Origin of the sequence: Streptomyces sp. AA4, assembly GCF_000158875.1 — a bacterium.
Classification (GTDB): domain Bacteria; phylum Actinomycetota; class Actinomycetes; order Mycobacteriales; family Pseudonocardiaceae; genus Amycolatopsis.
Genome location: NZ_GG657746.1, coordinates 5,338,251 through 5,362,714, shown reverse-complemented (window position 1 = coordinate 5,362,714; position 24,464 = coordinate 5,338,251). Strand labels below are relative to the sequence as shown.

Sequence of the window (24,464 nt, the reverse complement as noted above, 5' to 3'; positions counted from 1 at the left end):
CCCGCCCGTTACCGTGGAGGCATGGCTGGGTCGGCGACGAGAAAGCGGAGCACGGCGGGTAGCGGCGGGAAGGCACCGGCGCGTAGTTCGCGTACCCCGGCGAGGGGGGCGTCGAGCAGGTCGAAAGGCGGCTCGACCAGGGGGCGGAGCAGCTCCCGGCCCCGGAGCACCCCGGCTCGGCGTCCGGCAAGCCGCAAGAGTTCCGGGGCGTTCGGACGCGGCGTGCGCAGCACCTGGAACCTCGTCGCCAAGGGCGTCGGCTCGCTGGCCCGGACCGTCGGGCGCACGCGGGAACTCGAGGCCGAACACCGGCGCGACGGGCTCGCTCTCGGGCTGATCGCGCTGGCCATCGTCGCCGCGGTCGGCGTCTGGTGGCGGGCCGCCGGGCCGATCGGCGCGGGGGTCGAGATCGCGACGCGGACGGTGCTCGGCGCGGGAGCGGTGACGCTGCCGCTGGTGCTGCTCGTGGTCGCGGTCGCGCTGATGCGGTCCGAACCTCAGCCGGAGACCCGGCCGCGGATGGTGATCGGCACGCTGCTGGTCGTGCTGTCCGTGCTCGGGATGCTGCACATCTTCACCGCGCTCCCGGACACCAACGACGGCCGGATGTACGCCGGCGGCATCCTCGGCGCGTTCTCCGGCGGGCTGCTGACCAAGGGCGTCACCACGTGGGTCGCGGTGCCGCTGCTGATCCTCGCGCTGCTGTTCGGCGTGCTCGTGTTCACCGGCACGCCGGTGCGCGACATCCCGCACCGCCTGCGCACCTGGGGCCTCGACGAGCACGAGCTGGCCGAATACGAGGCCGGCCAGCACGGCGAGGAGCCCGAACCGGAGCCCGAGGCCGACCCGAAGTCCGTCCGGCTGCGGAAGCCGTCGCGCCGCCGCCAGGCCAGCGCCGACAAGGACGGCGAGCAGCTCGACCTCGACGCCGCGCTCGCCGAACCGGCCACGCCGATCCGGCCGCCGAAGCCGGTCGCGCCGCCCGCCGAGGTGCCGGAGAAGAAGCCGAAGAAGGCGCCGGAACCCGCGCTGTCGGTCACCCGCACCGTCGAGGGCGACTACGCGCTCCCGCCGCCGGACCTGCTGAAGCTCGGCGACGCGCCGAAGTCCCGCAGCAAGGCCAACGACCAGATGATCGAGGCGATCACCGGCGTCCTCGACCAGTTCAACGTCGACGCGCAGGTCACCGGCTTCACCCGCGGCCCGACGGTCACCCGGTACGAGGTCGAGCTCGGCCCGGGCGTGAAGGTCGAGAAGATCACCGCGCTGACCAAGAACATCGCCTACGCGGTGGCCACCGACAACGTCCGCCTGCTCGCGCCGATCCCGGGCAAGTCCGCGGTCGGCATCGAGGTGCCGAACTCCGACCGCGAGATGGTGCGCCTCGGCGACGTGCTGCGCGCGCCGTCCACGGTCAAGGACAACCACCCGATGCTGATCGGGCTCGGCAAGGACATCGAGGGCGAGTTCGTCACCGCGAACCTGACGAAGATGCCGCACTTGCTGGTGGCCGGTTCCACCGGTTCCGGCAAGTCGAGCTTCGTGAACTCGATGCTGGTGTCGCTGCTGGCCCGTTCGACGCCCGCCGAATGCCGGATGATCCTGATCGACCCGAAGATGGTCGAGCTGACGCCGTACGAGGGCATCCCGCACCTGATCACGCCCATCATCACGCAGCCGAAGAAGGCCGCCGCCGCGCTGGCCTGGCTCGTGGAGGAGATGGAGCAGCGCTACCAGGACATGCAGGCCAACCGGGTCCGGCACATCGACGACTTCAACGCCAAGGTCCGCTCCGGCGACATCACCGCGCCGCCGGGCAGCGAACGCGAGTACCAGCCGTACCCGTACATCATGGCGATCGTCGACGAGCTGGCCGACCTGATGATGACCGCCCCGCGCGACGTCGAGGACGCGATCGTCCGGATCACCCAGAAGGCCCGCGCCGCGGGCATCCACCTGGTGCTGGCCACCCAGCGGCCCTCGGTCGACGTCGTCACCGGCCTGATCAAGACGAACGTGCCGTCGCGGCTCGCGTTCGCCACGTCGTCGCTCACCGACTCGCGGGTCATCCTCGACCAGCCGGGCGCGGAGAAGCTGATCGGCATGGGCGACGCGCTCTACCTGCCGATGGGCGCCGGGAAACCGGTCCGCATCCAGGGCGCGTTCGTCGGCGACGAGGAGATCGCCGCGGTCGTCAACTTCGCCAAGGAACAGGCGCAGCCGGACTACAACGAGGGCGTCACCAGCGCGAAGGCGGGCGAGAAGAAGGAGATCGACCCGGACATCGGCGACGACCTCGACGTCCTGCTGCAGGCCGCCGAGCTGATCGTCACGTCGCAGTTCGGCTCCACCTCGATGCTGCAGCGCAAGCTCCGCGTCGGCTTCGCCAAGGCCGGACGGCTGATGGACCTGCTGGAAAGCCGCGGCGTGGTCGGCCCGTCGGAGGGCTCGAAGGCCCGCGACGTGCTGATCAAGCCGGAGGAGCTGGAGTCGGTGCTGTTCATGATCCGCGGCGGCTCCGACGCGGGCGGCGCGCCCGCCGGCGGCGAGGACGAGGACTTCTGAGCCGCGCGTGCAACCCGGCGGCGCGTCCGGCCCGTCCAGTGCGCATGGACCTCAAAAAGCTCGCACTGGGTATCGGGACGGCCGCCGCGCTGGCCGGGTGCGCGGGCGGCCCGGCCGCCGTGGCGCAGACACCGTCGCGTCCGCCGGCCGCCGAACCGGGCGGCAACGTCGCGCTCACGCCCGGCCAGGAGGTGCAGGTCGCGGGCCGGGACCTGACCGTGCGCTACCGCCAGCTGGTCTCGGATTCGCGCTGCCGTCCGGGCCGGCAGTGTTTCGTGGCGGGGGAGGCGGTCGTGGCCCTGGTCCTGACCGAACCGGGCCGCGGCGAGCACACGACCGTCCAGCTGCACACCGGCCGCCAGGGCCCCGACACGACGACCTTCGCCGGGACGACGGTGAAGCTCGCCGCGGTGGACGGGTCGGGGCAGCACATCCTCGTCCGGTTCTCCTGAGGGCGCTCAGAACTCCAGCAGCATCCGGGAGTTCCCGAGGGTGTTCGGCTTGACGTAGGGCAGGTCGAGGAACTCCGCCACGCCGGGGTCGAGCGAGCGCCGCATCTCCTCGTACACCTCGTGCGACACCGGGGCCCCGTCGATCTCGACGAACCCGTGCCCGGCGAAGAACGACGTCTCGAACGTCAGCACGAACAGCCGTTTCAGCCCCAGCTCGCGGGCTTCCTCGACGAGCCTGCCGACGAGCGCGCGGCCGATCCCGCGGCCGCGCGCCGCTTTGTCGACCACCACGGTGCGCAGTTCGCCGATGTCCTCCCACAGCACGTGCAGCGCGGCCGCGCCCAGCACGTCGTCGGTGCCGTTCTGCTCGTCGGTCGCGACCCAGAACTCCTGCACCGCCTCGTAGAGCGTGACCAGATCCTTCTCGAGGAGCACGCGGCCCGCGTCGGAATCGACGAGGGCCTTGATCTTGCGGACGTCGGCGATCCGCGCGCGGCGGACGGACGGAGGGCGGGAGTCGGGCACCAGGTCAAGATAACCACCGCGAGGACCGGCGGCGCCGAGCGGCTCCATCGGGGGACCCCGGATGTGTGACCGCGCGGGCCGTCACGTATAGCTAGTGGGCGCACATGACCAGTAGTCGGCGGCCCCCGGCCGGCTACCGGCCCTCGGGAGGAACCTGCATGTCCGGCACCACGGTGGTCGCCCCGGAACGCTCCGGCAAACCTCCCGCCGGACCGGGCGCGCAAGCCCGGTTCCGCCCGGAGCTGCAGGGCGTGCGGGCGCTGGCCTCGGTGCTGGTCGTCGTCTACCACGTGTGGTTCGACCGCATCTCCGGCGGCGTCGACGTGTTCTTCCTCGTCTCCGGGTTCCTGATCACCGGCCAGCTCTACCGGGCGCTGCTGCGCGGCCGGATCGAGCTGCGCGCCACCTGGGGCCGGATGATCAAGCGGCTCTTCCCGGCCGCGATGACCGTGCTGCTCACCGTCGTGGTCGTGTCGCAGCTGCTGCTGCCTCAGGACCGCTGGTTCCAGACCATCCGCGAGGTCGTCGCGTCCGCGCTGTTCTACGAGAACTGGCAGCTCGCGGCCGATTCGGTCGACTACTTCGCCCAGCACAACAGCGCGAGCCTGGTGCAGCACTTCTGGTCGCTGTCCATCCAGGGCCAGTTCTACGTGCTGTGGCCGCTGCTGTTCGTCGGCCTCGGCCTGCTCGTGCGCCGGCTCGGCTGGTCGCTGCGCGGCACGGTCAACCTGCTGCTGCTCGTCCTGTTCGCCGCCTCGCTCGCGTACTCGGTGTACCTCACCGCGGCCGACCAGCCGCTGGCCTACTTCCACGGCCTCACCCGGGTGTGGGAATTCGCGCTCGGCGGCCTGATGGCGATGTTCCTCGACCAGGTGACGCTGCCGCGGCTGCTGCGCATCGTGCTCGGCTGGGTCGGCGTCGCCGGGCTCGTGCTGTGCGGCGTGCTGCTCGACGTCGACAGCGTGTTCCCGGGCTGGATCGCGCTGTGGCCGACGGTATCGGCGGGTCTGGTCCTGGTCGCCGGGCAGACCGGCAGCGTGCTCGGCGCGGACCGCTGGCTCAGCTCGAAATTCCTCGGCTACGTCGGCAACCTCAGCTTCTCGCTGTACCTGTGGCACTGGCCGGTGCTGGTGTTCTACCTGATCGTCCGGGACCGGGTCGCGGTCGGCCTGCTCGGCGGAACCTTCGTGGTCGGCGTGTCCTTCCTGCTCTCGATCCTGACCTACCACCTGATCGAGAACCCGGTCCGGCGGTCGAACATCGGCACCGCGAAACACTGGGGCGCCTACCGGTTCGGCGTGCTCGCGCTGGCTCCGGTGCTCGTCGCGAGCGGCGTCTGGCAGGGCGTGAGCAGCGCGCGGGCGAACTACGAGATCGCCATCGGCGACCCGGACCACCCGGGCGCGGTCGCGCACGCGCAGGGCTTCGTCTACCGCGGCTCGCCGTCGCCGTCGATCGTGCCGCCCACGGTCAAGCTCGCCGACGACTGGGCCCGCACCCGCCCGGACCAGTGCTCGATGTCGCCGCGCAACAAGGAACTGCAGATCTGCACGGAGTCTCCCGAGGGCCCGCCGACCAAGCGGGTCGTGCTGGTCGGGGACTCGCACATCCAGCAGTTCCTCGCCGCCTTCCAGCCCGCGGTCGTCTCCGACGGCTGGGAGGTCTCGACCATGCTGAAGGGCGCGTGCCCGTACTCGTCCGGCTCCGAGCTGATGCCGGGCGACCGGAACTGCATCGACTGGAACAAGGCCGTCACCGACGAACTGCTCGACTCGCGCCCGGACGCGGTCGTCATGCTCGGCACGGTCAACTCCAAGCCCGGACCGCACGAGACCACGCCGAAGGGCTTCGTCGACGTCTGGTCCACTTTGGACGGAGCGGGCATCCCGGTGGTGGCCGTGCGCGACAACCCGCGCTACGCCTTCAACATGGCCAGCTGCGTCGCGCAGAAGAGCCCGACCGACCCGTCGTGCTCGGTGCCGCGGCCCGCCGCGATCGCCGCGACGCCGTCGTGGGAGCAGGTCGAGAACGTGCCGGGCAACGTGTCGTTCCTGGACTTCACCGACTACTACTGCGACGAGAAGCGCTGTCGCGGGGTCGTCGGGAACGTGCTGGTCTACATGGACGACAACCACCCGTCCGCGACCTTCAACACGACACTCGCGCCGATCGCGGTCAAACAGCTCAAACAAGCACTCCAGTGGTGACCGCGCGCGGGAGGCGAACGGACAAGTTCGGCGACTAGCCGTCGCGGAGCGTCCCGGGTTGGGCACAATGGGGCGGCGGCGGGTCCGCCGCACGGGCACCTGAGGGGGAGCTGGTCTTTTTGACGCGCGCAGGGTGGGACGCATTCCAGGCCGCACAGTCCGAGGCGGCGGCGGGCCGGACGGCCGCGCTGACCGGACCGGACGGCGTCGGCTGGCTGCTCGTCCCCGGCCAGGCGTGGCAGCGGAGGCTGCCGGACGGGAACTGGCAGTTCACGCAGCCGCCCGCGGATCCCGGCTACCGCGGCGCCGCCCGTCCCGTGCCCCCGCCCGGCACTCCGGCGCCCGGCCTGCCCGCACCGGGTTACGGCGCGCCGCAGCAGTATCCCGGCTACCCCGGCGGGGCGCCCCGGCCGCCGTACCCCGGTCCGCAGAGCAACCCGGGCGGATTCCCCGGACCGCAGGGCGCTCCCGGCGGCTACGCGGGACCGCCCGCGCCGCAAGGAAATCCCGGCGGCTACGCCGGTCCTCCCGCGCCGCAGGGGGCACCGGGCGGTAATCCGGGACGCAGGGCACCCCCGGCGGCTTCGGCGGTCCGCCCGCGCCGCAAGGGAATCCGGGCGGCTTCGCCGGCCCGCCCTCGCCTCCGCAGGGCTACCCGCCCGCCGCAGCCCGGCTATCCGCCCGCGCCGCAAGGCGGTCCGTGGTCCGGGCAGGTCCCGGCCCCCGCCCCCGCGGCTTCGGGACCGCTGCCGGTCGCCCCGCCGTCGGTCCCGGCGAGCGCCCCGGCGCCCAATCCGCCGCAGATCCGGGTGGAGAGCCTGGGCCAGACCGGGATGTTCGTCGCCGGGGCCGAATCGATGGCCGACTTCGTCGCGCGCGCCACCCGCGTGGTCGCGTGGGCGGACGCCACCCGGCACGGCACCGCGAACGGCCCCGGCGAACCGCCGCCGGTCGAACCGGAACGGCCGGGTTCGGACGGGTCCGGCAACAACGTGCTCGGCGACATGGCGCGGCACAGCCGGTCGGTCACGCTCGACCTGCTCGCCGCGGGCAACCGCATGTGGCAGCGCAAGGAGCAGGCCCGCTACGAAAAGGCCTACGAGGAGTGGCAGCAGGCCTACGCCGAATGGGAGAAGCGCGAGGCGGCCCGGATGACCGCGGGCACCAAGCAGCCGAACCCGTTCATCCTGCTGGTGGGGGAGGCGAACACCGGCCAGCGCCGGTTCACCCGCGCGCTGAAGGCGTCGCTCACCGAGGCCGAGGTCGGCTTCGACAACGCCGAGTTCTTCGACTGCGCCGCGCTGATCGCCGAGTACGGCGACGACTCGGTCGAGCGTTCGGTGCCCGCGACGATCAACGAGATCGAGGGCGGCGGCTCCGCGCTCATGCTCGCCGAGCGGGTCGACGCACTCTTCGAGAAGGACGTCGCGGGCACGATCCGCCTGCTGCGCAGGTACGCGCGCGACCAGGACAGCTGCCGCCTGATCGTCTTGGACGGCAGCGAAAAGGTGCTCGACCAGCTCAGCACCGAGGCCCCGGACCTGGTGCAGAACATGCTGCAGTACCGGATGCCCCGGTTCGACCGGCCGGCCGAAGCGGCCGCGCTGCTCGACGTCCTCGCCCGGGAACGCTCGTTCGGCCTGCCTGCCGACGTGCGCGACCGCCTCGCCGCGCTGGCCAAGGAGCCCAGCGCCCGCACCGTGGAGGCGCTGCTGGACGCGGCCTCGCGGCAGGCGATCAGCCGGGGCGCGCTGCCGGGCACCCGGATCGAGATCGGCCACGCGGACATCGAGCCGCTCGTCGAAGCGGCGGGACAGCGCGGCGGGGCCTCGATCGAGGAGCTGCTCGCCGAACTCGACGGGATGATCGGCCTCGCCGCGGTCAAGGAGCGGGTCCGCTCGCTGACGTCGGAGATGACGATCGACGCGCGGCGCCGGGAAGCGGGCATGAAGGTCGCGGTGCGCAGCCGCCACCTGCTGCTGACCGGCAACCCGGGCACGGCGAAGACGACCGTCGCCCGGCTGCTCGGCAAGATCTACCGGGCGCTCGGCGCGCTGCCCAAGGGCCACGTCGTCGAGGTGACCCGCACCGACCTGGTCGGCGAGTACGTCGGCCAGACCTCGCTGAAGACCCGTGCGGCCGTCCAGCGGGCCGTCGGCGGCGTGCTGTTCCTCGACGAGGCCTACAACCTCGTGAACGACAAGGACGACGACTTCGGCCGGGAAGCGGTCGCGGAACTGCTGGTGCAGATGGAAAACCACCGCGAGGACCTGGTGGTCTTCGCGGCCGGCTACCCCAAGGAGATGGACGCCTTCCTGGAGTCCAACTCCGGCCTGCGCTCGCGGTTCGCCGGATCCATCGAATTCCCGGACTACTCCAACGAAGAGCTGGCCCAGATCTTCCGCGCGATGGCCAAGGGCCAGGGCTACGAGCTGTCCGCGGACCTGCTCGCGGCGCTGCCCGAGGCGGTCCGGCGGATCCCGCGCGGCCGCGGGTTCGCGAACGGCCGGTCCGCGCGCGTGCTGCTGGAAGCGGCGATCGGCAAGCAGTCCACCCGGCTGACCACCGACGGCGGCGCCGACCTGGTCACGCTGGTGGCCGCCGACCTGCCGGGGCCGGGCGAATCGGGAGTCGGCGCGGTGGACGACTCCGGGCCGCGGCGCAGCCTCCCCGAACTGCTGGCCGAGCTGGACGCGATGATCGGGCTCGACTCGGTCAAGCAGCGCGTGCGGTCCATGGTGGACGAGATGGCCGTCGACGCGCGGCGGCGCGAAGCGGGCATGAAGGTCGCCGTCCGCAGCCGCCACCTGCTGTTCACCGGCAATCCGGGCACGGCGAAGACGACCGTGTCGCGGCTGGTCGGGCAGATCTACCGCGAACTCGGCGTGCTGCCGTCCGGGCACCTCGTCGAAGTCGGCCGCGGCGATCTCGTCGCCGAGTTCAGCGGCCAGACCGCGCCGAAGACCCGCGAGGTGTGCGAACGGGCCGCGGGCGGCGTGCTGTTCATCGACGAGGCGTACAACCTCGTGCGCGACGACAACGACGACTACGGCAAGGAAGCCGTCACCGAACTGCTGGTGCAGATGGAGAACCACCGCGACGACCTGGTGGTCTTCGTCGCGGGCTACCCCAAGCAGATGGACGAGTTCCTCGAGTCCAACCCGGGCCTGCGGTCGCGGTTCTCCGGCCGGATCGAATTCCCGGACTACTCCAACGAGGAACTCGCCGGGATTTTCGCCGTGATGGCGAAGAGCCAGGGCTACGAGCTGTCCGCGGACCTGCTCGCGGCACTGCCCGAGGCGATCCGGCGCATCCCGCGCGGCCGCGGGTTCGCGAACGGCCGCTCCGCGCGCGGGACTGCTGAAGCCGCGATCAGCGGCCAGTCCCGCCGGCTCGCCGCCGCCCCGGACACGCCGCCGGACCAGCTGGCCGTCCTCGTGGCCGCCGACCTGCCGGGCGAGGCCGGGGTCGCGGTCAGCGACGACGCCGGGCCGCGCCGCGGTCTGGACGACCTGCTGGCCGAACTCGACGGCATGATCGGCCTGGACGAGGTCAAGGCGCAGGTCCGCGCGCTGGTCGCGGAAACGCGGCTGGACGCGCGCCGCCGCAAGGCCGGGCTGCCGGTCGGGGCGCGCAGCAGGCACCTGGTGTTCACCGGCAACCCGGGCACGGCGAAGACGACCGTCGCGCGCCTGATGGGGCAGCTCTACCGCGAGCTGGGCGTGCTGCCGTCCGGGCACCTGGTCGAGGTCGCGCGGCCGGACCTGGTCGGGGAGTACATCGGCCAGACCGCGCCGAAAACCCGCGAGATGTGCGAGCGCGCGATCGGCGGGCTGCTGTTCATCGACGAGGCGTACAACCTGGTCCAGAACTACTCGAACGGCGCCGACTTCGGGGCCGAGGCGATCGCCGAATTGCTGGTGCAGATGGAAAACCACCGCGAGGACCTGATCGTGATCGCGGCGGGCTACCCGGCGGACATGGACCGTTTCCTCGACGCCAACGCGGGCCTGCGGTCCCGCTTCGGCGCGACAGTGCATTTCGCCGACTACGACAACGACCAGCTGGCCGCGATTTTCACCGCGATGGCGCGCAAACAGGGCTACCGGCTCGACGCCGCGCTCGCCGAAGCGCTGCCCGGGTTCATGGCCGGCCTCGACCGCGGAACGGGTTTCGCCAACGGCCGTTCGGCCCGCGGCCTGCTCGAACGCGCGATCCGGGCGCAGGCGATGCGCCTGGCCGGACCCGACGTCGACCTGGAGGCGCTGGACGACGCGGAGCTGACGCTGCTGACGGTCCCCGATGTGTCCGAAGGTCCGTGAAGGGCTCCTTGAGGGAATCAGATTCCCTCAAGGAGCCCTTCACGGACGGCAAACCCCGGTGCCGGTCCCGACCGGAGCCGCGCCGGAGGCGACCGTGTCACCGCACTGGGCGACGCCGTCGCGGAGCGGTCCGCACGCGACGGCTACCCTGAACGTCGTGCCTTCTCCAGCCGCTGATTCCGCTCGCGCCCGCCGTGTCTCCCTCGTGACCTTGGGCTGCGCCCGCAACGAGGTCGATTCCGAGGAGCTGGCGGGCCGGCTGGCCGCGGGCGGCTGGGAACTGGCCGCCGAACCGGAGGACTCCGACGTCGTCGTGGTCAACACGTGCGGGTTCGTCGAATCGGCCAAAAAGGACTCGGTCGACACGCTGCTCGCCGCCGCCGACACCGGCCGCAAGGTCGTCGCGGTCGGCTGCATGGCCGAGCGCTACGGCAACGAACTCGCCGACAGCCTGCCCGAGGCCGACGCGGTGCTCGGCTTCGACCACTACGCCGACCTGTCCGCGCGGCTGGACGACGTGGTCGCCGGCCGCACGATCGCCGCGCACACCCCGTCGGACCGGCGCAAGCTGCTGCCGATCAGCCCGGTGCAGCGGCCCGCCGCCGCGACCGAGGTCGAGGTTCCCGGGCACGCGCAGCACGGCTGGGGCCCGCGCGTCCTGCGCACGCGGCTCGACGATTCCCCGGTCGCCGCGCTGAAGATCGCCTCCGGCTGCGACCGCCGCTGCTCGTTCTGCGCGATCCCGTCGTTCCGCGGGTCGTTCGTGTCCCGCCAGCCGGACGAGATCGTCGCCGAGGCGGCCTGGCTCGCCGAGAACGGCGCGAAGGAACTGTTCCTGGTCAGCGAGAACTCCACGTCGTACGGCAAGGACTTCGGCCGCGACGGCACCCGCGCGCTCGAACTGCTGCTGCCGCGGCTGGCCGGGATCGACGGCATCGAGCGCGTCCGCGTGTCCTACCTGCAGCCCGCCGAAACCCGTCCGCAGCTGGTCAAGGCGATCGCGACCACGCCGGGCGTCGCGGACTACTTCGACCTGTCCTTCCAGCACTCCAGCGAGCAGGTGCTGCGCCGGATGCGCCGCTTCGGCTCCACCGACTCGTTCCTCGCGCTCACCGAGCAGATCCGCGAGTACTCGCCCGAGGCGGGCATCCGCACCAACGTGATCGTCGGCTTCCCCGGCGAAACCGAGGACGACCTGGCCGAGCTGGAGCGGTTCCTCACCGGGGCCCGGCTCGACGCGGTCGGCGTGTTCGGCTACTCCGACGAGGACGGCACCGAGGCCGAGACCTTCGACGGCAAGCTGGACCCGGCCGAGGTCGCCGAGCGCGTCGCGCGCATTTCGGCGCTGGTCGAGGAGCTGACCGCGCAGCGCGCCGAGGACCGGATCGGGACCTTTGTGGACGTCCTGGTCGAGCACGACGGCGCGGACGGCGACGACGCGGTCGGCCGCGCCGCGCACCAGGCCCCCGAGGTCGACGGCGAATGCGTCATCCTCGAGGACGAGAACACCAAGCCGCTCGCGGTGGGCGAGATCGTCCGCTGCGAGGTCGTCGACTCGGCCGGCGTCGACCTGGTCGTCCGCCCGGCGCCGGACGCCGGCCGGTGAGTGCCGCGCCCAGCGGGGCGGGCGAGGGCGTGCCCCGCGCCGCGTCCGAGGGCGGGGACCGGCTGCCCGAGCCGACCGAGGTCCCGACGCTGAACCTGGCGAACCTGCTCACCATCTCGCGGCTCGTCCTGGTCCCGCTGTTCGTCGTCGCGCTGTTCACCGGCCACGGCGAGGACACGACCTGGCGCGCGATCGCCACCGGGCTGTTCGCCGTCGCGTCCGCGACCGACCAGGTCGACGGGTGGGTCGCCCGCCGCTACGGGCTCATCACCGACTTCGGCAAGATCGCCGACCCGATCGCGGACAAGGCGCTCATCGGCGCCGCGCTGATCGGGCTCAGCGCGCTGGGGGAGCTGTCCTGGTGGGTCACGATCGTGATCGCGGTGCGCGAGATCGGCGTGACGCTGCTGCGGTTCTGGGTGATCCGGCACGGCGTGATCCCGGCCAGCCGCGGCGGCAAGGCGAAGACGATGGCGCAGATCATCGCGATCGTCACCTACCTGCTGCCGCTGCCGTCCGGAGCGGACCCGGTGCGCTGGGCGCTGATGGGCGTCGCGGTGGCGCTGACCGTGGTCACCGGCGTCGATTACCTGATCCGCGCGGTCCGGCTGCGCGCGGCCGGGCGACGCGCGATGGGCGCGTGATGACCGAAGCGCGCGATCTGGTCGCGACCCTCACCCGCCGGGGGGAAACCGTGGCCGCGGCGGAGTCGCTCACGGCCGGTCTCGTCTGCGCCACGCTCGCCCAGGTGCCGGGCGCGAGCGCGGTGCTGCGCGGCGGTTTGGTGGTCTACGCCACAGAGCTGAAGGCCGTGCTCGCCGGGGTCGACGAACAGGTGCTGGCCGAACACGGCGCGGTGCACCCGGAGGTCGCCGCGCAGCTGGCCAGGGGCGCGCGGGAGCGGTGCGGCGCGACATGGGGGCTCGGCCTGACCGGCGTCGCCGGGCCGGATCCGCAGGACGGCGCGGCCCCGGGAACGGTGTACGTCGGGCTCAGCGGACCGGGCGTGGACACGGTGCGTGAGCTGGCCGAAACCGGCGACCGGGACACGATCCGGACCGCCTCGGTGCGAGCCGCGTTCGCGCTGCTCGGGGAACAACTAGACTGAAAACGGCGTTCGCCCTTGGCGTACGTACGTGTCAAGTCCTGCACTCGGGGTACCGCTCTGGGTAACGTAGGAGGCACCAGTTCGGGAAGGGAGGCGCGTGATGACCGTGCTGTTGCGCGAGGCGATCGGTGATCGGCTCCGTCATGCCCGCACCAACCAGCGTCGGACGCTGCGTGACATCTCCCGCGCCGCCCGGGTGAGCCTCGGCTACCTGTCCGAGGTCGAGCGCGGCCAGAAGGAAGCTTCCAGCGAGCTGCTGGCGTCCATTTGCGAGGCGCTGGAGCTGCCGCTCGGCGAGCTGCTGCACAAGGTCGCCGCCGACGTGTCGGCCCTCGACAAGGTCGAGGTCGCGCCGGTCGAAGAGGTGGAGACCGCGGCGAACCAGACGGTGCCCGACCGCGGCGAGGCCGGGTTCGAAGGCGGCCGCCTGGTGTCGGAGCTGATCGGCGACGACCTCTCCGACCTGCGGCTCCAGCCCGCGCCGCGGATGAACACGACGTTGCGGACCACGATCGGCGCGCCGAAGCTCGCGTCCACGATCGCGGCGTAACGCCGGCGCTGTTTCGCTGCCCGGCCCCGGGGATCTCCCCGGGGCCGTCGGCGTGCGCGGGGACGGCCCCGGGGACGGGTCCGGGCGCCGGTCAGGGCTGACCCTGAATTCCCCCGGGGTCGCCTGGAACGGCGGAGGCCGACCTGACACGATGGAACCCAACGCCGGGGTCGGTACGTTGTGCGACTAGGGGAGCGACGCCCCGCCCCGAAGCAATCAGGGCCCGTGGGACGCAAGAAGGCAGGCGGAGGAGATGGCCAACCCGTTCGTGAAGTTCTGGAAGTACATGATGGCGGCGTTCTCGTCGAAGATCGACGAGCACGCCGACCCGAAGGTACAGATCCAGCAGGCCATCGAGGAGGCGCAGCGCAACCACCAGGCGCTGACGCAGCAGGCCGCCTCCGTGATCGGCAACCAGCGGCAGCTGGAGATGAAGCTCAACCGCCAGCTCGGCGAGGTCGAGAAGCTGCAGGCCTCGACGCGCCAGGCGCTGGTGCTCGCCGACGAGGCGCGCGGCAAGGGCGACGAGGCGAAGGCGGCGCAGTTCGAGACCGCGGCGGAGAGCTTCGCCGCGCAGCTGGTCACCGCCGAGCAGAGCATCGAAGACCTCAAGACGCTGCACGACCAGTCGCTGCAGGCGGCCACGCAGGCGAAGCAGGCCGTCGAGCGCAACGCGACGATGCTGCAGCAGAAGCTGGCCGAGCGCACGAAGCTGCTGTCGCAGCTGGAGCAGGCGAAGATGCAGGAGCAGGTCTCCGCGTCGCTGAACCAGATGAGCCAGCTGGCCGCGCCGGGCAACACGCCGTCGCTGGAAGAGGTCCGGGACAAGATCGAGAAGCGCTACACCACCGCGCTGGGCTCGGCGGAACTGGCGCAGAACTCGGTGCAGGGCCGCATGATGGAGGTCCAGGAGTCGGCCACCCAGATGGCGGGCCACTCGCGGCTCGAGCAGATCCGCGCGTCGATGCGCGGCGATTCGGTCGCCCAGGTCACCGACGGCGGCGCGGGCGCGGCGGCGGCCAAGCCGGCCGCGTCGGGCGACATCCAGCGGGAGATCCAGGCCCGCGTCCAGGCGGAACAGGGCAAGAACCCGGCCTGACCGGCCGGGCACGAGCGGCGCAGGGGGCGACCGGATGACCAAGCGGCGGGACTTCAGCGAGTTCAACGCCAAGCTCGAGAAGCACATCGAGCGGTTGCCCGACTACGCCCAGCGCGCCCAGGAAAAGCTGCAGCGGTACTTCCCGCCGGCCGACGAGGCCGGCGGGAGGCCGCAGCAGAACGGCCGGACCCCGCGCGGTCCGGTTTCCCCGCCGCCGGTGCCGCGCCGTCCGTCGGCGTCGGCGGCGTTTTCCACGGTCGCCGGGCAGGTGCCCGCGGTGGCCGAGGTTCGCGCGAAATGGCAGCGCTGGAACGAACCGAGCGCGAAGCACCAGCGCCGGATCCGCCGCACCTCGCGCGTGCTCACGTTGTGGGTGCTGGTCACGATCCTGCTCGGGATCCTCACCGTCCTCGCCGGCACCGGCCTGCTCGGCGGAGCGATGGCCGGTCCGGAAATCGGGCAGGCGGTGTTCTCCGGTTTCGCGACGCTGGTGTTCGGCACGTTCAGCGTCCGCACCGGAATGCGGTTGCGAGAGCTGAAGAAGGTCGAACTGCCCGCCGCGCCCAGCGGCCCGCCTCCGCTGCCCGCCGCCGGTTCGGCCGCGCGCGAACCGATGGAGCGTTTGGCCGAGTCGGAAGCTTCGCTGCGCGAACTCCTGCGGCAGCTGTCGGTGCCGACTTCGCTGGGCACCACAGCGGTTCCGGAGGTTTCGGTCGCCGACGCCCGCGCGACCGCCGACGAGGCCGCCCGCGCGCTCCGTGGCCTGGCCGACCGGATCCAGGCGATCGAACGCGGCCGCGATTCCGCGCCGGAACGCGAACGTCCGGCATTGCAGGCCGCGGTCGCGAAGCTGCGCGAACAACTCGACGACGGCCTCGAAGGCTACGGCGGCCTGGTCGCCGCGGCCGGTCGCGCGGTGGCCGCGAGCAGTGACGGGATGGTCACGTCGCGGGAGGCGCTGACGGACGCGACGGACCGGCTCGCGGGGTTGGCGTTGGCGTTGAAGGATCTCGGCTGATCCTGTGCTGTTGCCGGGTCCGTGTGGTGGTCCGGGTTCGCGGTGGTTCCGTGCCGTCGGCGGATCGGCTCGCGGCGTTGCGGGGTGTTGGCTGAGCTGCTGATCGTCGGGTCGCGTGGTTTCGAGGCGGATCGGCTCGTGGCGTTGCGGGGTGTTGGCTGGGCTGCTGGACTCGGCTCCGGTGGTCGGGTCGTGCGGTCCGGGCGCGTGAGTTCGCGGCGCCTCGGGATGCGTTGGCGGATCGGCTCGCGGGCGTTGCGGAATCTCGGCTGGGCTGCTGATCCGGTCCGTCCGGCGGTCGTGCGGCCGGGAAATCCGCCGCGAAACGCCCGATCCCCGGGGTGAATGTGGTCCGGGCCCTCGGCTTCGCGCCGGCTCCGGGAAGCGCAGCGGCCGGGCGGGAAAGCCGTCCTGATGGCCGAGTTTGGGTTTCCGGTCGGCGCAACGGGACAGTCCGGCCGCGACGGTGCGTGAGTTTCCCCCGCACACCGCAACAATCGCGTAATCCGATCCTGCTGGTGACGGAAACGTCTGCGGTTTAACGTTTTTCCCATGAGGTCGGTGTTGGCACCCGCCAGGCCCGGCGTCGCGGGCTGAGGTTCGCGGCGCCGGACGTACACAGTGGACTCCTCCGATCCCGCCGAGGAAAGGACGCCCTCGTGACTACGCTCCCGCCGGAACCTGATCCTGTTCCCGTCCCTCCGCCCAGCTCGCACGAGCGGGTCCGCACCGCGTTCGAGCGGCTCGCGAAAGCCGACCGCCCCGGACTCTGGGCTTCGGTGCGCACCATGGAGGAAGTGCTCGTCGAGGCGAAAACCGTCGACGAACGCGTCCACGCCGGAGAAGACCTGCCGCTGGCCGGAACCGTCTGCGCGGCGGACGTCGAAGGCCCGGCCGCGCGCCTGACCGCCGCCGGCGCGGTCGTCCTCGGAACCGCCGTCGCGGACCCGGAAAACGCGGTCGTCGGACTCGAGATCGTCGACCTGGCCCTGGATTCCGCCGCCCGCGAGATCGCCGCCCCGCCCGGGGTGCTCACCCTGAAACCGACGCCCGGGCTCGTCCCCGGGACGACCGTTTCGGTGTCCGCGAACCGCCTCACGACTGCTCAGCGCGCCGTCGCCGCGATGCTCGGCCCCGACGGCGCAGACCCGGCGGTCCGCGAATGGCCCGCCGACGTCCGCCTTGCCGCCGGACAGCACCCGCGGCTCGGCATTCCCGCCGAAGCCAGCCTGCCGCTGCCCGCGAGGAGGGCTTTCGACGTCGCCGCGGCGTCTCTGGAAGCTTCCGGCGCCGTGCTGGTTCCAGTCGACGTCAGCGCTGTCTACGGGACCGGAAACGTCGTTGCCGCCCGCTCGCTGCTGGCGGATCTGGACGCGCTCCTCCTGCCGACCGTCGGCGTCCACGACGCGACCCTGAACGCCCTGGACCTCGCCGCGGTGACCGTGCCGGGAGACCGGCGGCCGTACGGGGTCACTGTGGTGACGCGGGCGTTCGAGGACCAGATCGGCATCGACCTGGCTTCAGTGCTGACCGGCGAACAGTCGCCGGATCCGTATCCGTGCGAGAGCGTCGAGGTCGTGGTGTTCGGGGCGCATTTGTGCGGCCAGCCGTTGCATGACGAGCTGTATGGCGCCCGGTTCGGCGGCCTGGTCCAGACCGCGGAGCGCTACCGGATGGTGCTGCTCGACGGGGTCACTCCGCCACAACCCGGCGTGATCTCCGGCTCAGCCGCCGTGGACGGCGAACGCTGGCGACTGTCTCCCGCGGCTTTCGGCCGGTTCGCTGCTGGCCTGTCCGCACCGTTCGTGCTGGGACGGGTCGAGTTGGAGGACGGGAGTTCGCCGCTCGCGGTGCTGTGCGAACCAGCGGCCGCAGCCGGTGGGCAAGGTCTGGACCGGTACGCGTCTTGGCGAGGGTATTTGCGGTTCGCGAGCACGGGCGGTCCGCGATTCCCCGGCTGAGGCGGTGAGGGGCGGGGTTTTTGTGCGACGACCGTCGTCTGCCGATGGCTGAGCCCGGGTTCGCGCGGTCGGACCCGGGCTCAGCTGCCTTCGACGCAGGGCTGGACTCCGGGTGGATTCGCCATTCGAACGCCCGTCGGCTTCGACCCTGCCGCCGGTAGTCGTGCCGAGAGGGTTCTGATTGCCAGGCGGCGAGTTCTCGGCCGACGCGGGCCCCGGTCCCTCGATCTTCGCCGCCGGGAGGTTCGCTGCACTGGCCGGATTCGCGGTCGGGCCGTGCGAGTTCGCCGGTTGCACGCCCGTTGGCGGCGGGCTTCGGGGTGGTTGTGCCGAGCGGGTTCTGGTTGCCGCGCGGCGAGTTCTCGGCCGACGCAGGCTCCGGTCTCTCAGTCTCCGCCGCGGGGCGGGGTTGGTGCCCCGGCTGCGTCCGGCGGTTACCGGGCGGCGAGCCCCCGGCCGACGCGGCGGACCAGGCCCGGACCGTGCAGGGCGAAGCCGGTGTAGATCTGCACGAGGCTGGCTCCGGCGTCGAGCATGCGGCGGGCGTCGTCCGGGCCGAGGATGCCGCCTACGCCGATGATGGGCAGCTTGCCTTCGGTCTTCTCGTGGACGAAGCGCACGACCTCGGCCGAGCGTTTGGTCAGCGGACGGCCGGAGAGTCCGCCGGTTTCCGACGCCAGTGCGGCTTCGGAGGGGGCGATGCCTTCGCGGGAGAGGGTCGTGTTGGTCGCGATGATTCCGGCGACGCCGTGGTCCAGGCAGACTTCCAGGAGTTCGGCGAGGGCGTCGTCGGTGAGGTCGGGGGCTACCTTCACCAGCAGGGGAGTGTTGCCGCCCAGTTCGGCACCCGTCTTGCGGAGTTCGGCGAGGAGTTCAGCCAGCGCGGCTTTGTCTTGCAGCGCGCGGAGGCCGGGGGTGTTGGGGGAGCTGACGTTGATCGCGAAGTAGTCCGCGTAGGGGTGCAGGGCGCGGAGGGAGAAGCGGTAGTCCTCGACTGCCTCGTCCAGCGGCGTCACCTTCGACTTGCCGATGCTGATTCCCAGCGGGACCGCGGGTTTCCCGTGCGCGGCCAGGCGGTCGGCCAGTGCTTGGGCTCCTTCGTTGTTGAAGCCCATGCGGTTGATGACCGCGTCGGTCGCCGGGAGGCTGTAGAGACGAGGTTTGGGGTTGCCCGGCTGGGGGTGGCGGGTGACCGTGCCGACCTCGACGAAGCCGAAGCCCAGGGCGGGCCAGGCGTGGAGGGCGCGGCCGTTTTTGTCCATGCCCGCGGCCAGGCCGATGCGGTTGGGGAAGGTCAGGCCCAGGACGTGGGCGGGATCGTTCGTCCGGTACAGCTTCGAGATCGGGCGGAGGGCGGTTCCGGCTCGGCTCAGGAGGGTGACCGTGCGTTCGTGCACTACCTCGGGGTCGTGGTAGGCGAGCCGGTACATCGCTGGGCGGACGATCCTGTCGAAGAGCACGTCGTCCATGCTGCCGTATCTGCGGTGGGGTGGGTGGGGTGGATCTGGGTTGGTGTGGTTTGGGTCGCGTTGGGGGGCTGGCGGCTCGTCGCCCTGGGGGCGACATTGCTGCGCCTTGGTTGCGTGGGGCACCCCGAGAGCCGATTGTGCTGACGGTTCGGGGGTGCTTGTCAAGGCGGGAAAGATGCCTTGACAAGCACCCCCGAACCGCAGGGAGGCTTTGTATCGGGGTTGGGGGAGGGGTGGGTGCCCCCGGGGGTTGGGTGCGTCGGCGGCGGTTTGTTGCGCGGCTCTGGTGTTGCTGCTTTGAGTGGGGCGGTGTGCGCTGGTAGCGCCCCAATGTGGCATTGGGTGCGTGGGATGCACCGAACGCCACATTGGGTGCGTCAGATGCACCCAATGCCACATTGGGTGCATCTCGGCGGTGTCGTGAAGGGTTCTTCACGGGGCACTGGCGCGCCGTGAGGGGAACCCTGAGGGACTCTGAGTCCGTGAAGGTGGCCCTCACGGCGTCAGTCGGCGCGTCCCGAAGCCGGGGTGTCGGCCTGGTAAGCCAGGGCCCGGCCGGTGCGCCGAAAATCCCACGCACGACTCGACCGCATGCCGGTGAGATCAGTTCCTCCGGGCGGCTCCGGCCTTCCACTCGTCTTCCAACATGGCGTAGACCAATTCGTCGGTCCACTCGCCCTTGACGATCTCGTTTTCCCGCAGACGCGCTTCCTGCCGCATGCCCAGACGCTCCATCAACGCCGCCGACGCGGTGTTGCGTCCGTCGCAGCGGCCGATGATGCGGTGCAGTCCCAGGTCTTCGAAGCCCAGCCGCAGGACTTCCCTGGTCGCTTCCAGTGCCAGGCCTTTTCCGTGGTGGTCGGGGTGGAAGACGAAGCCGATCTCGCCTTGGCGGTGTTCGGCGCTGAGGTATTCGAGGTTGAGATCGCCGATCAGCTGCCCGGTTTCGGCGAGTTCCACGGCGACGGCCAGGAACTGGCCCTCCTCCGACAGCGTCGAGCTGTGGACGCGCTTCGCCAGCGCGGCCGCGGATTCCGCACGGCTGCGCGGTCCCCAGTACAGGTAGCGGACGACGTCCGCGCGCGACTGGAACGAGTTCAGGGCATCGAGATCGTCGTCCCGGAACGGGCGGAGGAGCAGGCGTTCGGTGCTGATCGGATAGTCCGGCCTGAGCATCCTCCAAGCCTAGCGACTTCTCCCGGTCCGGAGGAACCGCCGCGGTGATCGCTGAGCGCGGAAGGGCGCTGCTGTGATGTGGCGCGGGTCCGGAGGAACCGTCGTGGTGCCCGCCGAGAGTGGAAAGGCTCTGCTGCACACGGTGCGGTCCGAAGGAACCACCGCGGGTGCTCGCCGAGAGCGAAAACCCCCGCCGCGACACCGAAGCGGGCATGGAAATTCCCGGGGCGCCTCCTGGACGCCGTCAGCGTCCAGGCTCGAGCCGGACCGGTGCTCGAGAACCCCGGGAACCCGGTGACTGCCTGGTATTCGTCAGCAGGCAGCACGTGAAGCAGGCGATGAGCCGAAGGTGGCTCTTGCTGTATCGCTGCTCAAAGTCCCAACACGCGCCATCCGCTAGCGGACAGCCACCTCACGAGTCCTGTGTGAATACAACTTAGGACCACCTCCTCTCTCGTGTACTGCCACGCTAACCGCGAACCTCCCTGTCCGGCAACATCATTTGCGCGGCGGTCCATCGGCGGGGACGGGGCCGGGCTGGCAGCGCGGGCAGCACCAGGTCGGGCGCTGGTACTGGCCGTCGCCCTGCTGGCGCACCAGCAACCGGCCGCCGCAGCGGAAGCAGCCTTGGCGGGTGCGTTCGTAGACCCAGGTGCGGCGGCCGCGGCGGAGGTCGCCGGTGGTGGCTTGTTCGTGTCGCCACGCGTTCGCCACCAGCAGTTTCCGGGCTAGTGCCACCGCGCGTGCGGGGTCCACTTCGGACACTGGGGTCCACGGGGAAACCCCTAGCAGGAACGAGATCTCGCATTTGTACAGGTTGCCGACGCCGGCCATGACACGCTGGTCCAGCAGTGCGTCGCCGAGTTCGCGTTCGGGTTTCGCGGAGAGGTTGGCCGCGGCCAGCGCGGCGTGCTCGTCCGTCCACTGTGGATCCAGCAGGTCCGGTCCGAGATGGTCGACGAGGGTGTGTTCCTCGGCGGTGGGCAGCAGTTTCAGGTCGTGCAGCCGGAAACCGACGGCCTGGACGTCCTCGGTCATCAGCACGACGCGCGCGTGATGCGCGGGCATCGCCCACTTCGCGCCCGCGGCCTGGATCTTCCACGAGCCGTCCATCTTCAGGTGGCTGTGCAGCGTGAGGTCGCCGGAGAAGCGCGTGAAGAGATGCTTGCCGACGGTGCCGACGCCGTGCACCTCCCGGCCCGCGAGGTCCACAGTGGCCAGTTCGGGGTGCCGGAACTCCCCGCGCACCAGCGTTTTCCCGGCGAGCGCGCGGTCGAGCAGCTTTCCGGCGAGGAATACGGTGTCGCCCTCGGGCACGGGTCAGCCCGCGGTTTCCGACACTTCCGCCTGCACCGCTTCCTCCTCGGCGCGCACGCGGTGCCGTCCGGCGCGGTTGGAGCGCAGGATTTTGGCGAGAACCATGTTGAACGTCAGCGCGATCTCCTGTGCGCCAGGGGAATGCCATTCGTGGATCGGGCTGCACGCGCCCTGGGCCTGCTGCACCGCGAGCCGGTCCGGGATCGCCGTCGGCATCACCAGCGAACCGAAGTTCTCGCGCAGTTCCGCGACCCGGAACTGGTGCTCGTAGGACCGCACGCGCAGCTTGTTCACCAGCACGCCGATCGGCCGCAGCGACGGATTGCTGTCCTCGCGGATCCGTTCGATCGCTTCGAGCGCGCGCTGGGCTCCGGCGACCGCGTACATTGTGGGTTCGGTCACAATCAGTGCGCTGTCGGCCGCCACGAGCGCCGATTTGGTGAGTCGGCCGAGCGACGGCGGGCAGTCGATGATCGCCAGTTCGTACGGGTCCTCACGCAACGGATGCTGATGCAGCTCGTCGAGCGCGCGGGAAAGGTTCTCCAGGCGGCGGCCGTCGGACTCGGGTTCGTTGAGCGACTCCAGCTCCTCGGCGCCGACCAGCACGTCGATCTCCTCGCTCCAGACGCTGGGCGCGATCGCGCGTTCGAGGACGGCCCGCGCGGGCGTCTCGAGCACGTCGGCGAGCGTCGCGTCGGTGAACGGCGGGTCGAGCGAGGTGGTGGCGTTGCCCTGCGGGTCGAGGTCGGCTACGAGCGTGCGGGTTCCCCTACGCAGCGCGGCCGACGCGATACCGAGCGCGACCGTCGTTTTGCCGACACCACCCTTGAGGCTGAGAACGGCGACCGTGTGCACTCGATACAGCCTACGGGCCGCGCGCCGGGGCGGTAGCCCGGAAGGTGGCGAACGCCGCTGCGGCGCCCACGCGGGTCACGGCAAGTGACCGGCGGCCATTACCCTGTCGGCCATGAAGACCGACACCGTGGCCGCCCGGGGTTCGGGCGCTGTTCGCCGGGCGCTCGAGGCCGAACTGCGGGCCGCCCGCGCCCGCGGCGTGGAGCAGCCGGTCGTCGTCGACGTCGGCGGCGGGAGCGGCGGCTGGGCGGTGCCGTTCGCCTCGGCCGGATGCCTGGTCACCGTGGTCGAACCGAACCCGAACGCGCTCGCGACGCTGCGCCGCCGCGCCGAGGAAGAGGGCGTCTCCGGCAGCATCACGGTGATCGCGGACGACTCCGACGCGCTCAGCGCGCACGTCGCGGCCGGGTCCGCGGACCTGGTGCTGGCGCACGGCCTGCTGGAGGTCGTGGACGACCCGCGCGCGGTGCTCGACGCTCTCGCCACTGCTGTTTCGCCCGGGGGTGCGGTGTCGGTGCTGGTGGCCAACCGCACCGCGGCCGTGCTGCATCGCGCGCTGGCCGGTCGGATCTCCGAGGCGCGCCAGCTGATGGAAGGCCCGGACGGCATCGTCGCGGGGGACACCGTGCTGCGCCGGTACGACAGCGCCGGGCTGACCGATTCGCTCGTGGACGCCGGCCTGGAGGTCACGCTGCTGCAGGGCGACCGGGTGATCTCGGACGTCGTGCCGGGCGGGGTCCGCGAGGACGAGCTGGCCGAGTTCGAGCTGAGCGCCTCGGCGGTGCCCGCGCTGCGCGACGTCGCGGGCCGGTTGCACGCGATCGCCCGGCGGGCCTGATCCGCTCCCGGCGAGGCCCGCGCCACCCGTAAGCGTGGCCGCCGGGACCCGAACGCCCGGAATTGTCGGTGGCGGCGGGTAGCGTCCGGAGGCGTGGGGAGAAACGCCGAACTGCCGAGCGGGATGGCCCGCTATCGCGTCACCACGGGCGCGACCGAACTGCCGGACGACACCGGCTGCTCGATTCTGCACGTGGACATGGACGCCTTCTTCGTGTCGTGCGAACTGCGCACCCGGCCGGAGCTGGCGGGCCAGCCGGTCGTCGTGTCCGGCGGCGGCCCGCGCTCGGTCGTCGCCGCGGCGAGCTATCCGGCGCGGCGTTTCGGCGTGCGCTCGGCCATGCCGTTCGCCACGGCCAAACGGCTCTGCCCGCAGCTGGTCTGCATCCAGCCGACGCCCGGGCTGTACGGCGAGGTGTCGCGCGGCGTCATGGGGATTTTCCGGCAGCTGACGCCGCTGGTCGAGCCGCTGAGCCTGGACGAGGCCTTCCTTGACGTAGGAGGAGCCCTGCGGCGGCTGGGGAGCACTCCGGGCGCGCTGGGGGCGCGGATCCGGGAACGCGTGCAGGCCGAACACGGGATCTCGTGCTCGGTCGGGGTCGCGAAGGTCAAATTCGTGGCGAAACTGGCTTCGGGGATGGCCAAGCCCGACGGGATGGTGATCGTCCCCGCGGCCGAGACGCTCGAGTTCCTGCATCCGCTGCCGGTGTCGGCGCTGTGGGGCGTCGGGAAGCGGACCGAGGAACAGCTGCGCCAACACGGCTGGCACACGATCGCGGACATCGCCGCCACCCCGCCCGCCCGGCTGCGGCGCGCGGTCGGCCGCGCGGCCGGGGACCACCTGTGGGCCTTGGCGAACGGCCACGACGACCGGGCGGTGGAACCGGAGTCGGCGGAGAAGTCGATCGGGGCCGAGCACACCTTCGACGTCGACGTCCTGGATCGCGGCGAGCTGAGCGTGGAACTGCTGCGTCTGTCCGAACGGGTCGGAGCGACGCTCCGCTCGCGCGGGCTGCGCGGGAGAACGGTGTCGATCAAGGTGCGGTTCGCCGATTTCCGCACGATCACCCGGGCCCGCACGGTCCTCTCGGCGACCGACGTGGCCCGCGACATCCACCGCACGGCGGTCGAGCTGCTGACCGAACACGCGCCGACGGGAGCGGTCCGGCTGATCGGGGTGCGAGTCGAAGGACTCGACACCGGCGACGACGGGGAGCAGCTGTCGTTCGAGAACGACGAGCCGCGCTGGCGGGACGCGGAGGTGGCCGCGGATGTGGCGAGACTGAAGTTCGGCTCGGCGGCTATTCGGCCCGCTTCGCTGCTTTCCCCTCGGGGGGAGTGAAGGCGCGGGGAGCTGCTGGAGGAAGAGCGAGGTTTGGTCTCGGAGCGCCGCCGTC

At 71.4% G+C, this 24,464-nt stretch carries 17 protein-coding genes and 1 pseudogene; 13 read left to right on the top strand and 5 right to left on the bottom strand.

Annotated features, from left to right (window positions below):
- Positions 1 to 222 precede the first annotated feature (222 nt).
- Together SSMG_RS24510 and SSMG_RS24505 are read left to right on the top strand one after the other, a co-directional pair.
- Positions 223 to 2,565 carry a DNA translocase FtsK gene (locus SSMG_RS24510; RefSeq protein ID WP_009080433.1) on the top strand — a complete coding sequence of 781 codons (2,343 nt, stop codon included), beginning with the start codon at positions 223 to 225 and terminating at the stop codon, positions 2,563 to 2,565.
- A 44-nt stretch (positions 2,566 to 2,609) separates the two neighbouring features.
- Positions 2,610 to 3,017, top strand: a complete 408-nt coding sequence (locus SSMG_RS24505) for a hypothetical protein (protein ID WP_199785976.1) — start codon at positions 2,610 to 2,612, stop codon at positions 3,015 to 3,017.
- 6 nt (positions 3,018 to 3,023) lie between these two features.
- Here SSMG_RS24505 and SSMG_RS24500 read toward each other — a convergent pair whose 3' ends face one another.
- On the bottom strand, positions 3,024 to 3,545 hold the full coding sequence (locus SSMG_RS24500) for an amino-acid N-acetyltransferase (RefSeq protein WP_009080430.1): 522 nt from the start codon (positions 3,543 to 3,545) through the stop codon (positions 3,024 to 3,026).
- A gap of 155 nt (positions 3,546 to 3,700) precedes the next feature.
- Between SSMG_RS24500 and SSMG_RS24495 the strand changes: the two genes are divergently transcribed.
- The 9 genes and pseudogenes from SSMG_RS24495 (at position 3,701) to SSMG_RS24455 (ending at position 17,413) form a co-directional block, all read left to right on the top strand.
- Complete coding sequence (locus tag SSMG_RS24495; RefSeq protein ID WP_100266867.1) at positions 3,701 to 5,749, top strand: acyltransferase family protein; 2,049 nt, start codon at positions 3,701 to 3,703, stop codon at positions 5,747 to 5,749.
- A gap of 119 nt (positions 5,750 to 5,868) precedes the next feature.
- On the top strand, positions 5,869 to 10,071 hold the full coding sequence (locus SSMG_RS42570; RefSeq protein ID WP_009080427.1) for an AAA family ATPase: 4,203 nt from the start codon (positions 5,869 to 5,871) through the stop codon (positions 10,069 to 10,071).
- Positions 10,072 to 10,228: 157 nt separating this feature from the next.
- Positions 10,229 to 11,677 (top strand): 30S ribosomal protein S12 methylthiotransferase RimO, encoded by a 1,449-nt coding sequence (gene rimO, locus SSMG_RS24485; RefSeq protein WP_037717883.1) that lies wholly within the window; start codon positions 10,229 to 10,231, stop codon positions 11,675 to 11,677.
- A 62-nt stretch (positions 11,678 to 11,739) separates the two neighbouring features.
- On the top strand, positions 11,740 to 12,321 hold the full coding sequence (gene pgsA, locus SSMG_RS24480; protein ID WP_286157063.1) for a CDP-diacylglycerol--glycerol-3-phosphate 3-phosphatidyltransferase: 582 nt from the start codon (positions 11,740 to 11,742) through the stop codon (positions 12,319 to 12,321).
- Positions 12,321 to 12,785, top strand: coding sequence for a CinA family protein (locus SSMG_RS24475; protein WP_037714700.1), 465 nt, complete (start codon positions 12,321 to 12,323; stop codon positions 12,783 to 12,785). The genes pgsA and SSMG_RS24475 overlap by 1 nt, the downstream gene beginning before the upstream one ends.
- A gap of 100 nt (positions 12,786 to 12,885) precedes the next feature.
- Positions 12,886 to 13,113 (top strand): annotated as a pseudogene (locus SSMG_RS47730) (helix-turn-helix domain-containing protein); the annotation flags it as partial.
- A gap of 475 nt (positions 13,114 to 13,588) precedes the next feature.
- Positions 13,589 to 14,434, top strand: a complete 846-nt coding sequence (locus tag SSMG_RS24465) for a PspA/IM30 family protein (protein WP_009080418.1) — start codon at positions 13,589 to 13,591, stop codon at positions 14,432 to 14,434.
- Positions 14,435 to 14,468: 34 nt separating this feature from the next.
- Positions 14,469 to 15,452: a hypothetical protein gene (locus tag SSMG_RS24460; protein ID WP_009080416.1), complete on the top strand. Its 984-nt coding sequence runs from the start codon at positions 14,469 to 14,471 to the stop codon at positions 15,450 to 15,452.
- Positions 15,453 to 16,111: 659 nt separating this feature from the next.
- Complete coding sequence (locus SSMG_RS24455; RefSeq protein WP_009080414.1) at positions 16,112 to 17,413, top strand: hypothetical protein; 1,302 nt, start codon at positions 16,112 to 16,114, stop codon at positions 17,411 to 17,413.
- Positions 17,414 to 17,847: 434 nt separating this feature from the next.
- On the opposite strand, the gene SSMG_RS24450 is transcribed toward SSMG_RS24455, so the two are convergent.
- From SSMG_RS24450 to SSMG_RS24435, 4 genes are all read right to left on the bottom strand, one after another.
- Positions 17,848 to 18,882 (bottom strand): quinone-dependent dihydroorotate dehydrogenase, encoded by a 1,035-nt coding sequence (locus SSMG_RS24450; protein ID WP_009080412.1) that lies wholly within the window; start codon positions 18,880 to 18,882, stop codon positions 17,848 to 17,850.
- Positions 18,883 to 19,485: 603 nt separating this feature from the next.
- A complete protein-coding gene (locus tag SSMG_RS24445; protein WP_009080410.1) occupies positions 19,486 to 20,058 on the bottom strand; it encodes a GNAT family N-acetyltransferase in 573 nt (190 codons plus the stop codon).
- Between the two features lie 498 nt (positions 20,059 to 20,556).
- Positions 20,557 to 21,375, bottom strand: coding sequence for a DNA-formamidopyrimidine glycosylase family protein (locus tag SSMG_RS24440; protein ID WP_009080407.1), 819 nt, complete (start codon positions 21,373 to 21,375; stop codon positions 20,557 to 20,559).
- A gap of 3 nt (positions 21,376 to 21,378) precedes the next feature.
- Positions 21,379 to 22,230 carry a ParA family protein gene (locus tag SSMG_RS24435; RefSeq protein ID WP_009080406.1) on the bottom strand — a complete coding sequence of 284 codons (852 nt, stop codon included), beginning with the start codon at positions 22,228 to 22,230 and terminating at the stop codon, positions 21,379 to 21,381.
- Positions 22,231 to 22,342: 112 nt separating this feature from the next.
- Here SSMG_RS24435 and SSMG_RS24430 point away from each other — a divergent pair, with 112 nt between their 5' ends.
- Both SSMG_RS24430 and dinB read left to right on the top strand, forming a co-directional pair.
- A complete protein-coding gene (locus SSMG_RS24430) occupies positions 22,343 to 23,068 on the top strand; it encodes a methyltransferase domain-containing protein (protein ID WP_037714698.1) in 726 nt (241 codons plus the stop codon).
- 93 nt (positions 23,069 to 23,161) lie between these two features.
- Positions 23,162 to 24,409 (top strand): DNA polymerase IV, encoded by a 1,248-nt coding sequence (gene dinB, locus SSMG_RS24425; protein ID WP_009080403.1) that lies wholly within the window; start codon positions 23,162 to 23,164, stop codon positions 24,407 to 24,409.
- Positions 24,410 to 24,464: the final 55 nt, after the last annotated feature.